At 56.1% G+C, this 11,905-nt stretch carries 10 protein-coding genes and 2 pseudogenes; 11 read left to right on the forward strand and 1 reads right to left on the reverse strand.

Going from position 1 to position 11,905, the window contains the following annotated elements; all coding sequences use genetic code 11:
• Positions 1 to 108: 108 nt before the first annotated feature.
• From larC to MRX98_RS22295, 11 genes and pseudogenes are all read left to right on the forward strand, one after another.
• On the forward strand, positions 109 to 1,329 hold the full coding sequence (gene larC, locus MRX98_RS20925) for a nickel pincer cofactor biosynthesis protein LarC (RefSeq protein ID WP_246914792.1): 1,221 nt from the start codon (positions 109 to 111) through the stop codon (positions 1,327 to 1,329).
• A 211-nt stretch (positions 1,330 to 1,540) separates the two neighbouring features.
• Entirely contained in the window at positions 1,541 to 2,002 is a 462-nt protein-coding gene (locus MRX98_RS20930; RefSeq protein WP_246914795.1) for a phosphatidylglycerophosphatase A family protein, read from the forward strand.
• 86 nt (positions 2,003 to 2,088) lie between these two features.
• Entirely contained in the window at positions 2,089 to 2,748 is a 660-nt protein-coding gene (gene lepB / locus MRX98_RS20935) for a signal peptidase I (RefSeq protein ID WP_425523905.1), read from the forward strand.
• 155 nt (positions 2,749 to 2,903) lie between these two features.
• Positions 2,904 to 3,842, forward strand: coding sequence for an aspartate carbamoyltransferase catalytic subunit (locus MRX98_RS20940; RefSeq protein WP_246914798.1), 939 nt, complete (start codon positions 2,904 to 2,906; stop codon positions 3,840 to 3,842).
• Positions 3,826 to 5,127, forward strand: coding sequence for a dihydroorotase (locus MRX98_RS20945; protein ID WP_246914801.1), 1,302 nt, complete (start codon positions 3,826 to 3,828; stop codon positions 5,125 to 5,127). The genes MRX98_RS20940 and MRX98_RS20945 overlap by 17 nt, the downstream gene beginning before the upstream one ends.
• Before the next feature lie 67 nt (positions 5,128 to 5,194).
• Positions 5,195 to 6,652, forward strand: a complete 1,458-nt coding sequence (locus MRX98_RS20950) for a sigma-54-dependent transcriptional regulator (RefSeq protein WP_425523906.1) — start codon at positions 5,195 to 5,197, stop codon at positions 6,650 to 6,652.
• A 566-nt stretch (positions 6,653 to 7,218) separates the two neighbouring features.
• Positions 7,219 to 7,330, forward strand: a pseudogene (locus tag MRX98_RS20955) (prepilin-type N-terminal cleavage/methylation domain-containing protein); the annotation flags it as partial.
• A gap of 844 nt (positions 7,331 to 8,174) precedes the next feature.
• Positions 8,175 to 8,936, forward strand: coding sequence for an ABC transporter ATP-binding protein (locus MRX98_RS20960; protein WP_246914807.1), 762 nt, complete (start codon positions 8,175 to 8,177; stop codon positions 8,934 to 8,936).
• A complete protein-coding gene (locus tag MRX98_RS20965) occupies positions 8,911 to 9,714 on the forward strand; it encodes an ABC transporter permease (protein WP_246914810.1) in 804 nt (267 codons plus the stop codon). Before MRX98_RS20960 ends, MRX98_RS20965 begins: the two co-directional genes overlap by 26 nt.
• On the forward strand, positions 9,711 to 10,532 hold the full coding sequence (locus MRX98_RS20970) for a hypothetical protein (RefSeq protein WP_246914813.1): 822 nt from the start codon (positions 9,711 to 9,713) through the stop codon (positions 10,530 to 10,532). Before MRX98_RS20965 ends, MRX98_RS20970 begins: the two co-directional genes overlap by 4 nt.
• Before the next feature lie 205 nt (positions 10,533 to 10,737).
• Complete coding sequence (locus MRX98_RS22295) at positions 10,738 to 10,875, forward strand: AbrB/MazE/SpoVT family DNA-binding domain-containing protein (protein ID WP_425523907.1); 138 nt, start codon at positions 10,738 to 10,740, stop codon at positions 10,873 to 10,875.
• Positions 10,876 to 11,134: 259 nt separating this feature from the next.
• On the opposite strand, the pseudogene MRX98_RS20975 reads toward MRX98_RS22295, so the two are convergent.
• Positions 11,135 to 11,563, reverse strand: a pseudogene (locus tag MRX98_RS20975) (ISKra4-like element ISDau4 family transposase); the annotation flags it as partial.
• Positions 11,564 to 11,905 lie beyond the last annotated feature (342 nt).

Below are 11,905 nucleotides of genomic sequence, written 5' to 3' on the forward strand. Positions count from 1 at the left end.
CATTAACATTCAGAGAGCGACTAACGTAGTGCATTGTATTCGAAGCGCTAAAAATGTCAACCGGTTTGATGGGGTTGGTCTGTTGGGCCGGGGGTAGGGGGAGGATCGATGGCGCAAGGAAATAGCGAGGCTCGGCTGGCCTATCTGGACTGTTTTTCCGGGATCAGCGGTGACATGACCTTGGGGGCCCTGGTGCATCTGGGCGTTCCGGTGGGCTGGCTGGAAGAACAGTTGCGGGGTTTGCCGTTGGCCGATTTCGCGCTGGCGGCCGAATCGGTGTCGCGCAGCGGCATCAAGGCGATGCAGGTGCAGGTGCGGATCACGGAAACCCACCACCATCGGGGCTTGGCGGATATTGAAAGCTTGATCGGCGGCAGCGACCTTTCCGATGGCGTCAAATCCCGCAGCCTGGCGGTTTTCCATCGCTTGGCCGAGGCCGAGGCCGCTGTCCATGGGTGTGATAAGTCAACGGTGCACTTTCATGAAGTGGGAGCCGTGGATGCCATCGTGGATATCGTGGGCACCTGCCTGGGGCTGGAATATCTGGGCATCCAACGTCTGGTCGTTTCGCCGCTGCCCATGGGGTGCGGGTTTGTCAAATGCGCTCACGGGGTGCTGCCGGTGCCGGCGCCCGCGACGTTGGAACTGCTCAAGGGGGTCCCGATTTATGGCGACGATGCACAGATGGAGCTGGTGACGCCCACCGGGGCGGCCATTGCAACCGGGTTGGCCGAAGGGTTCCAGACCATGCCGCCCATGCGCATGGCGGCGGTAGGCTACGGCGCCGGTTCGCGGCAAACCGAAGGGCGGCCCAATCTGTTGCGAGTGGTGACCGGAACACCCTTGACGGTGGCGGAGCAGGACAGGGTAGCCTCTCGATGGGAGGATGCCGAGCCCATGGTGGTGGTGGAAACCTGCATCGACGACATGAACCCCGAGATCTTCGGATACCTGATGGAGCGGTTGTTCGCCGAGGGCGCGCTGGATGTGTTCTGGGTGCCGGTGCAGATGAAAAAGAACCGCCCGGGCACCTGGGTGCAGGTGCTCTGCCGTCCGGAGCGGCGGGGGGCGATTGTGGAGCGGCTGTTGTCGGAGACCACCACCCTGGGGGTGCGCTTCCATGAGGTGCAACGCACCGCCCTGGCACGCGAGACGGTGGCGGTGGACTCGGTGTTCGGCAAGGTGATGGTCAAACAAGTTCGCGGGCTGGAAGGAACCGTGCGCCATGTGCCGGAATACGAGGCCTGCCGGCGCATCGCCCTGGAAAAGGGGTTGCCCCTGCGGCAGGTGTACGAAGCGGTCGCCCGAACGGCCAAAGGGGATGCGTAAGGCGATTCCGGCCGGCCCGGCCTCAGCGCCGCCATTGGCACCATGTCCGGCAGGGCGAGCATGTAGGCGGAGTCCGAAAACAGAGTGTGGGTTGCGGGATGGCGGCCAGTGTTGCGGCGGCGCACCGGCAAGCGGAAAATACGGCGCGATTGCGCGCACTTGCGTCCAACAACGGCTTGACAAAGCGGCGACCACACTATAGAAGCGTTGCATGCGCTCGAGGCACCACGCCGTCATGTTTCTGGCAACCGGTTTCTATGTCGGACGCGTTCCCTTCGCACCCGGCACTCTGGGCTCCCTGGTCGCATTTCCTGTCGTATTCCTCCTGGCCTGTTTACGCTGGCCCATGGCGACGGCCGCCGTGTTGCTGCTGATCGCGGCGGCGGTCTGGATCGCGGGGCGCGCGGAACGGCAATTGGGGTCTCGGGATCCGGGCGCCGTGGTGATCGACGAAATCGCGGGCATGTGTGTCACCCTGCTGGCCATTCCCTTGAGCTTTGCCACCGGGGTAGCCGGGTTTCTTTTGTTCCGACTATTTGATATTGTCAAACCGCCGCCCATCCGACAGCTGGATCGACGACTTCAGGGGGGCTGGGGGATCGTCATGGACGACGTGGCGGCGGGCATCGCGGCCAACATTGTCTTGCGGATCGGCATTTGGATCTGGTCCTGAAAATGATTTATTACGGAATGATATGTTCACAAACGTAAACTGAATCTTTAAATTTTTATCGGTTACACCCTTGCGAGGTTGATGCGTTGAAAACCACTACTTCATCCGATGCCACCGCCGATGCGCCGGTGACCAAGACCGCCAAAAAGGGCAAGCTGCGCGAGAACATCGAGGCCATCGTCATTGCCATTTTGCTGGCCATGTTCATTCGCACCTTCGTGGTGCAGGCCTTTAAAATACCGTCCGGTTCCATGCAGGACACTTTGCTGATCGGCGATTACATCCTCGTGAACAAGTTCCTTTACGGCGTGAAGGCCCCTTTTACCGATTACGTTGTGATTCCGGTGAAAGAGCCCCAGCGTGGCGATGTGGTGGTGTTCCGCTACCCCGAGGACCCGAGCAAGGACTTCATCAAGCGGGTGGTGGCCGTGGGCGGCGACACCGTGGAGATCCGGCACAAGCAGGTGTATGTCAACGGCGAGCGCGAGGAAAACCCCCACGCCATTTATGTCGATCCGCGGGTCATCCCCCAGCGGGTCCAACCGCGGGACTTTTTCGGCCCCGTCACCGTGCCCGAGGGCAAACTGTTCACCATGGGGGACAACCGCGACGAGAGTAACGACAGCCGCTTCTGGGGGTTCGTGGATGTCTCCGCCGTGCGGGGCAAGGCATTCCTGATATATTGGTCGTGGGACAGCGAAGATTTCGGTGTGCGCTGGTCGCGCCTGGCGGACCGGATTGAGTAAGGGATCGTGCAATACCCGTTCGCAGTGTCGGCGCCGGAATTCGGCGGCCCGGTCCGGGGCGGTCCGGGGCGGTCCGGAACAGAATGAAACAGCCGTGCCGGCAAGTCGTCCCCTTACTACCTGAAACGATAGGTTAAAAATTCATCGGGTGTGCGATGCCGTTGGAAAGAAAAGACATTCTCGACATGGAATCCCTCTCGGTGGAGGAGATCCAGCTGATTCTGGACACCGCCGACAGCATGAAGGAGATTTCCGAACGGCCCATTAAAAAGGTGCCCGTGCTGCGGGGCAAGACGGTGATCCTCTTCTTTTACGAACCCAGCACCCGCACCCGCACCTCCTTCGACATCGCCGCCAAACGGCTCAGCGCCGACAGCCTCTCCCTCTCCGGCGACATGAGCAGCCTGGTCAAAGGCGAAACCCTGCTGGACACCGCGCGCAACCTGGAGGCCATGCACCCCGACGTCGTGGTGCTGCGCCATCGCTTCTCCGGCGCGCCCCACTACCTGGCCAAGCGGCTCAAGGCGTCGGTGATCAATGCCGGCGACGGCACCCACGCCCATCCCAGCCAGGCGCTGCTGGACATGCTCACCGTGCGCCGGCGCAAAGGCACCCTGGAAGGGCTCAAGGTGGCCATCATCGGCGACATCGCCCACAGCCGCGTGGCCCGCTCCAATTGCGCCGGGTTCACCAAGATGGGCGCCACCGTCACCCTGGCCGGGCCGCCCACCATGATACCCAAGGGGGCCGAAACCCTCGGCGCCACCGTGGCCCCCACCGTGGAGGATGCCATTACCGGCGCCGATGTGGTGATGATGCTGCGCATTCAAAAAGAGCGCCTCAAACCGTTTTCCATGTCCAGCGAACGGGAATACGCCCGCTTCTTCGGCCTCGATCGGCGCCGCTTGGCGTTGGCCCGCCCGGATGCCCTGGTGATGCATCCCGGCCCCATCAACCGCGGCGTGGAGATCGCCTCAGAAGTGGCCGACGGCCCCCAATCCATCATACTGGAACAGGTAACCAACGGCGTGGCCGTGCGCATGGCCTTGCTGTACCTGGTCCTGGGAGGAAGCCGCAATGCAGACCCTGATTAAAGGGGCCCGGGTGATCGATCCCGGACACCTGGACGCCCCTTGCGACGTGTTGATCAACGGGGACCGCATCGAAGCGGTGCAACCGGCCGGCACCCTGGCCGTCCAAGGCAACGGGGTGACGGTGGTCGAAGCCGCGGGCAAATGGCTCACCCCCGGTCTGATCGATCTGCACGTCCATTTCCGCGAGCCGGGCCAGGAGTATAAAGAGACCATCCTGACCGGCAGCCGCGCCGCCGCCGCCGGCGGTTTTACCGCCGTTTGCACCATGCCCAACACCGATCCGGTCAACGACGACCCGGCCATCACCGCCCTGATCCGCCGCAAGGCCGAGACAGCCGGTCTGGTGCGGGTCTACCCCGTGGCCGCCATCAGCAAGGGCTCCAAGGGTGAGCAACTGAGCGAATTCGGCGAACTCAAAGCCGCCGGCGCCGTGGCGGTCAGCGACGACGGCCTGCCGGTAATGAGCAGCCTGCTGATGCGCCGCGCCCTGGAATACGCCGACGGCTTCGGGCTGCTGGTGATCTCCCACTGCGAGGAAATGCACCTGGCCGCAGGCGGCGCCATGAACGAAGGCCCCCTGGCCACCCGCATGGGACTGGCCGGCATCCCCAACGCCGCCGAAAGCATCATGGTCATGCGGGACATCGCCCTGGCGGCGCTCACCGGCGCACCGGTGCACATCGCCCACGTGAGCACCCGCGAATCGGTCACCGCCATCCGGCGCGCCAAGGAGGAAGGCATTCCGGTCACCGCCGAAACCGCGCCCCACTACTTCACCCTGACCGAAGCGGCCGTGGCAGGCTACAACACCAACGCCAAAATGAACCCGCCCCTGCGTACCGAAGCGGACCGCCAGGCCATCCGCCAGGCCCTGGCCGGCGGCACCCTGGACGCCATCGCCACCGATCACGCGCCCCACGCCCCAATGGAAAAAGACGTGGAGTTCGACCGCGCCCCCAACGGCATCATCGGCCTGGAAACCGCCTTGCCTCTGGGCCTTCAACTGGTGGCCGACGGCGTCCTGACCATCGAAACCCTCATCACCCGCATGGCCACCACCCCGGCCCGCATCCTCGGCCTGCCCACCGGCGTGCGCCCCGGACAACCGGCCGACCTGACCCTCATCGACCCGGAAGCGACCTTCGAGGTCCAAGCCGCCACCATGCAATCCAAAAGCCGCAACACCCCCTTCGAAAACCTGCGCCTCAAAGGCCGGGCGACAATGACCATCATGGGCGGCAAAGTGACCCATCAAACACCCGATGGAAACCCCCAACCCCGGTGATGCATATTTATAAGGTACCGGACCAACTACCACCCAACAAAACACCTGGGAAGGAGGAAACAAAACCTTGACCCCAACCTCCACCAACCCAAAAAACACAACAAACCCAATAAACTCAACCAACCCAACAAACACGCCGCCCACCATCCTGGTCGTCGACGACGAACGCAGCATGCGCGAGCTGCTGGACTACATGCTCAGCAAGGAAGGCTACACCATCGCCCTGGCGGAAAACGGGCGCAAGGCGGTGGAAATGATCCAGGCCAATGAGTACGACCTGGTGCTCACCGACATCCGTCTCGGGGACCTGACCGGCCTGGACGTGCTGCGCGCCGTCAAAGAGAAAAACCCGGCCACCACCGTCATCATGATTTCGGCCTACGCCAGCACCGAAACCGCCGTGGAAGCCATGAACGAAGGGGCCTACGACTACGTCCCCAAACCCTTCGACAACGACGAACTCAAAGAAACCATCGCCAACGCCCTGGAGCGCAAAACCCTGGAAGTGGAGCGCCAGGCCATCGAGGACGAACTCAAAGACACGGTCTTTTTCGGCAACATCGTCGGCAGCTGCCCCCGCATGCAGCACATCTATCAAATGGTGCGCCAGGTGGCCAAAACCCGCACCAATATCCTGATCACCGGTGAAAGCGGCACCGGCAAGGAGCTCATCGCCCGCGCCATCCACGACAACAGCGAACGCGCCGACAAACCCTTCGTGCCCGTCAACTGTGGTGGCATCCCCGAAACCCTCGTGGAAAGCGAGTTTTTCGGCCACAAAAAAGGCGCCTTCACCGGCGCCGGCCAAGACAAAATGGGCCTGCTGGAAGCCGCCCACGGCGGCACCATCTTCCTGGACGAAGTGGCCGAGCTGAGCGTCCCCATGCAGGTCAAGCTGCTGCGCGCCGTCCAGGAGCGGTCCTTCCGCGCCGTGGGCGGCACCCGCGACCTCAGCGTGGACATCCGCATCATCTCCGCCACCAACAAGCACCTGGAAGACGAAGTGATCGCCGGCCGGTTTCGCGAAGACCTCTTTTACCGCCTCAATGTCATCGAAATAAAAGTCCCCCCCCTGCGCGAGCGCAAAGCCGACCTGAAAATCCTCACCCAGCACTTCATCGAAAAATACGCCAAAGAAATGGGCAAATCGGTCAGCAAGGTCTCCTCCTACGCCATCGACATGCTCAAAAGGTACGATTTCCCCGGCAACGTCCGCGAACTGGAAAACCTCATCGAGCGATCCGTAGCCCTCTCCAGCACCAACATCCTGCTCCCCGACAGCCTCGCCATGTCCATCCACAAACGGCGCTGGATCGAAGGCATCGAAAACAAACGCTTCGACGTGGATGAAGTGTCCCAAGGCGTCTCCCTGGACGACATCCTCGCCGACATCGAACGCGCCTACCTCAAGAAGGCCTTGAAAGTTACCGGTGGTAACAAGAACAAGGCGGCGGATTTGCTGGGCATAACATTTCGGTCGTTCCGGTATCGAGTGGATAAGTTGGGGGTGGAGGAGGGGGAGTAGGGCGATTTGGTTGAGTTAATAGGGTTTGTTGTGTTTGAAGGGTTGGTTGAGTTCGTTGAGATTGTGCGGCATTTGTTGGGTTATTTAGTGGATGCCTGTTTTGATGGCCTTGGGGTTGGTGGGTGCTGGTAAAACGTATTATCGACTGAACATCCCCCCTTTATTATAGAGTCCCGTGGCCCGAAGCACATCCGGCAATGGCGCCTCGCGGGCCGTCTCTGTGTGCCCACCTCCTGAATTCCATTCCCATTGTATCCGAGTGACGAAAATTGTCATCCTCCGCGTAAAATGTTGGAGCAGGTGCCAAAGTTCGGACGACGAGGAATGCCATGGTACCCCGTTTCTTCGAAATATCCAATAAAAACAAGTCAATGTAAATTTTATCGTTCAATCATATTCATGGCACGCCGCTTGCTAATTCCTGTGCAGCGGATAACGGCATTGAAACAGGATATACATTACTCGATTTCATGCCAAAACAGGGGCGGATTAGGACCAAACGGCGTCCCCAATTTCAAAAAACCAACAAAACCCAATCATTCTCAACAACCCAAGGAGGCAACACCATGCTGCAGAAACTCAGAGGCAACAATCAAAAAGGTTTCACCCTGATCGAATTGATGATCGTCATCGCCATCATCGGTATCTTGGCCGCCATCGCCATCCCGCAGTTCGCGGCCTATCGGATTCGCGGGTTCAACTCTTCGGCTCAATCTGACGTTCGGAACCTGGCCACCAGCCAGGCGGCTTTCTTCAGCGATTGGCAAGTTTTTGGAATCTCCGACGCTACTGCAGCTCCTGCTGTAGGCGCTGCTTATGCAGGTGGCGCAGGTGGTGCAGGCAATCTTTTGATTGGACCCACTGCCGGTGCTGGTAACTTTCCCTCGATTACCGCTGATGATCCTCAGGGGAACGCTCAGGGTACGGAAATAGGCCTGGGCAACCTGGTCGGTCTGGTTGCCACCACCAATGCTGCCGCTGGTGGTTTGGCAGGAAACTCTTCCTTTGTTGGCATGACGAAGCACAGAAACGGGAACACCTATTACGCTGTCGATGGGGATACTACCGCAATCTTTTTCGTGGAAGACGCAACTTCGGTTGGTGTAGAGCTCGCGGCGGGCGATGAGCCTGCATCTACGGCAGGTGATGATTTCACAGCCGTAGCTGGACCGGGTGGCGGTGATTGGCAGGCCCGATAGCTTTCAGGCCACAGCTTGCTTAAGCAGGGTAAGAAACAAGAAAGAAGGGGTCGAAGAATCTATGCGCCCCTTCTTTCTGTTTTTTTTAAAAGCCACAATAGAATGCAACGGATCAGCATAGGTGGTTTATGGTCAGCCATCCAGATTTGGTTGCCTGCTTTAATCTGTTCTACTCAATTTTTCAACCGTAGTTATTTTACCCTTGAAATTCTTTTCAATATAGACATATACGATTATTACCAAATTGGGCCATTTCAAATATGAACTAAATTCAAGCCTTTCAATATAGGGCAGGAAAGGCAACCTTCCTATATGCCATCATAATGATTATTCAAATTGATAACTTGACTAAATGGTATCGAAAAGGACGAACCTCAAAAGTTCCTGCCGTGGATAACCTCACCTTGGCTATCGCCAAGGGCGAGGTTTTTGGCTTTCTGGGGCCCAACGGTGCTGGAAAGAGCACGGTTATCAAGATTCTTTTGAATTTTATTCGCCCAAGTGCCGGTACGGCCATGATCAAGGGAATTCCGGTCCAGGATCCACTTGCACGCGGTTCGATTGGTTACCTCCCCGAAAACCCTTATTTCTATGATCATTTGACCGCCGAGGAGATTCTCATGTTTGGCGGCCGAACAGCGCGGATGGACAGGAATTTGATAGGTGAACGCATCGACCAGTTACTGGCGCGATTGAAACTGGCCCACGTGAAACGGCAGCGCATTCGCACTTATTCCAAAGGCATGGTGCAGCGTATCGGCCTGGCACTGGCGCTGATTCACGATCCTGAAGTGTGTATTCTGGACGAACCTATGAGTGGCCTCGATCCATTGGGCCGGCGACTGGTGGCCGACCTCATTTTGGACATGCGACGCAACGGCCGGACGGTTTTTTTCAGCTCTCATATCTTAAGTGACATTGAAAAATTGTGCGACAGGGTAGGGATACTGAACCGAGGGCGCCTTCTTTATTGCGGCAACACGGACACATTGCAAGCGGGTGCCGGTGGGCTCGAAAAAATGTTCATCCAACTCGTTGAGCAAGACGAAAGAGAGAACCATGGGGCAGATCTGGCTATTGGCTAAGATTACTTTCAAAGAGGGGGTACGCAACAGAATTATAATCGGGATTCTTTTTTTCGCCTTCCTGCTTTCGCTGCTCAACTTGATCTTTGCCCAAATGTTTACCTACGATCTGAGCAAGGTTTCAGTAGATTTAGGCCTATCAATGGTCTCGATTGCCGGGTTGGCTATCATTTTTTTCATGGGCATCAATTTGCTATCTCGTGATTTTGAAAAGCGGACCATCTACATGGTGATTTCGCGTCCCATTGCCAGATGGCAATACGTATTGGGTAAATATCTGGGCCTGATATTAATGATCGGTGTTTCCGTTGCGATCATAGGTGGCTTTGCCGCCGGTTCCGTTAAAGTTATCATGCACTTGGCACCCGCTTATGTTCCTCCGGACTATTCGTGGGGGATTTTCGGCATTTCCCTCCTTTTTTCTTTTTTGAGCCTGCTGACCGTGACCGCTCTGGCTCAGTTTTTTACCAGTATGATGACAAGCTCTTATATCGCCCTACTTTTGACCGCGTGTGCTTACTTTATCGGTCAGAATGTTGAAATCGTGCGCAAGATGCTCTCTGGTAGTGAAGACTTTTCGACCTTCTTCCGCATTTTCCTTGAGGCAGTTACTTGGATATTCCCCAACTTAAGCGCTTTTGACCTTAAAACCATAGCCGGTTACGGACTTCCTTTGGATACGGTGTCGACCATTTGGTCAGCACTCTACGGCATCGGCTATATCGGATTAATTCTGATCTTGACGGTATTTGTCTTTCAACGCAGGGAAGTGGGATGAAGCACAAGGAGTTTTATACTCTTTTTTCTCTTTTCGTTTTTTTTCTGATATTGTTTGGTATCGCCAAGATACGTGTGGCCGATTTGCGCGAAGAATTGAATTACCGTTTACGGGTTTCGGCAGCCCCGTTGCCACCATCCATTCTAAAAGCATTGGCCGGTGAATTTAAAGGTGTTGTAGCGGATTATCTGCTTTTGGAGGCGGCCAGCTTTTTAGGTGGTAATTTGGAGCCTGATGAAAGAGAGTGGGGCATGGTTGCACACCTATTGGAACAGAGTAGCATTCTGGACCCTTATTTCAAGCAGACTTATGTCATCGCTCAGGGCATATTGCCATGGCATGCAGAAAAATATGATGAGACCATCACCATTCTGGAACGCAGCAACAGGCACCGGTATTGGGATTGGCGACCTGGGTTTTTCATAGGCTTTAACCATTTTTACTTTTACAAAGATCATTCGGCCGCCTCGGCAGCTTTGATGGAAGCCTCTCTGGTGCCCGGTGCGCCGCCTACCCTGGCCACATGGGCTTCGCGGCTTGCGTCCAAGGTTGGCCAATACCAGAGTGCCATCGATTTCCTCGCGGGAATGTATGAGAGCACCGAAGATGAACATCAAAAACGGCTGCTCAAAAAACGCATGACGGCAGTTCAAGACGCATACCGATTGCAGCAGGCGGTGGATCAGTTTTCCGATCAATTTGGTCGGCTTCCTCATTCGTTGGATGAACTGCTGGATTTCGGCCTTATTTTGGAGATCCCGGATAATCCTTATAATCGGCCATACACACTAAGTGATGATGGCAGGGTGGATTTTTAGCCGATCATTATTTGAACGATAAGTACGGGGGGAAAGTAGGGGACGGGAAAGTAGGGGACGTTCGGGGGACGTTCGGGACGTTCGTCAGTTGTTCAGTTTCTTCTCCTTTTTTGCTCTCTCGCCTCCGACCTGTTGTTGCAAATTTTATGATTGATTGACAATTATACCATTGCTGCATAAGATCGTCATAACTGCTACAAAGGAAATGTGCGACTTGAAACCGGAATGTGTCATCGTTTCAATAAGAGGCTACATTGTCCTGCCTGCCCATATTCGCAGGGAAATATATCTCAAACCCGGCAGCAGGGTACTCATACACAGAGAATATGATTGGCTTACTTGAACCATTTTCTCCGGCGGACTCGGTTCCCTATCCGCTGGGAAGTGCGTTCGGTCACATTACAAATAGGAAATTATATAATGAAAGCTGAATTTACAGCCATAATTGAACCCGCACCGGAGGGTGGCTACTGGGCGATTTGCCCTGAAGTGGCCGGGGCCAATGGCCAAGGCGAAACCGGGAGCATTACCAAACTGTTAAAAAAAAGTAATTGATCACTGTGGTATCTGCGCCACTTTGTACTTTTGAAAGACCTTGTCGTATGTGCCATTATAGATGGCACAACGGATCGCGAGCATCCGGTCAATTCAATGCCTGAACACCGCCTGAGGGCTTCACCGACGGTTTCGTAGGGCATTTCGGCTGCCAACCATGCTTCGAGCTCTTGAATATCGGGTTGAACCTTGCGATGGCAAAGCCCCAATGCATCATCCAATGGATTAAAACCGAACGAACAGCGCTTGCAATAGAAATAGGGACGATACAGTGTCACCGGCCCCACGACCGTTTCGATCTTACGCCGGACCTTCTCGCTGTGCGCCTTGATACTTCGATGACACTGCGGACACCGGCAAACGGATTGGTCAAGCAGGTGGGCGAATTTTTTTCCGATGAGCGCCAAAACGGCTTGCCCCATTATTTCGGAGCGATATTCAAAGAGGCCCTTTGTTATGTCGGTGATCGATTCCATGGCACAATTGCTTCCAATCTCATCCAAACGGTTGCTGACGCACGATAGAAAGGTCGATTTCCAATCTGCTGCATCGCAAAATAACTGCTGAGCGGCAACTGACATGGGAATTTTCTTTAGGTGAAAGGTTGTGCATTCCCAAATTCAAAAATAACAACGGCAAAATCATGTTCAGCCCGATTTTTCGTGGTAATTCGCTGTCTCATCAGTTAAGTGGGATGAAAGTTGCCCATGCTCGAGTTTTCATCTATTTTTGGCAGAAACTGGTAATGCTCCCGTTATCGAAAGAGGACCAAATCGGCTGAGTGAAAGATACAAGGGCACTCCTTGCAGCCCACTTCA

Source organism: Desulfatitalea alkaliphila (assembly GCF_022968795.1).
Lineage (GTDB): Bacteria > Desulfobacterota > Desulfobacteria > Desulfobacterales > Desulfosarcinaceae > Desulfatitalea > Desulfatitalea alkaliphila.

What these genes read in the sequence shown, in the direction of transcription:
- larC (WP_246914792.1), top strand. Translation starts at nt 109, where the DNA reads ATGGCGCAAGGAAATAGCGAGGCTCGGCTGGCCTATCTGGACTGTTTT.
- MRX98_RS20930 (WP_246914795.1), top strand. Translation starts at nt 1,541, where the DNA reads ATGCGCTCGAGGCACCACGCCGTCATGTTTCTGGCAACCGGTTTCTAT.
- MRX98_RS20940 (WP_246914798.1), top strand. Translation starts at nt 2,904, where the DNA reads ATGCCGTTGGAAAGAAAAGACATTCTCGACATGGAATCCCTCTCGGTG.
- MRX98_RS20945 (WP_246914801.1), top strand. Translation starts at nt 3,826, where the DNA reads ATGCAGACCCTGATTAAAGGGGCCCGGGTGATCGATCCCGGACACCTG.
- MRX98_RS20960 (WP_246914807.1), top strand. Translation starts at nt 8,175, where the DNA reads ATGATTATTCAAATTGATAACTTGACTAAATGGTATCGAAAAGGACGA.
- MRX98_RS20965 (WP_246914810.1), top strand. Translation starts at nt 8,911, where the DNA reads ATGGGGCAGATCTGGCTATTGGCTAAGATTACTTTCAAAGAGGGGGTA.
- MRX98_RS20970 (WP_246914813.1), top strand. Translation starts at nt 9,711, where the DNA reads ATGAAGCACAAGGAGTTTTATACTCTTTTTTCTCTTTTCGTTTTTTTT.
- MRX98_RS22295 (WP_425523907.1), top strand. Translation starts at nt 10,738, where the DNA reads ATGTGCGACTTGAAACCGGAATGTGTCATCGTTTCAATAAGAGGCTAC.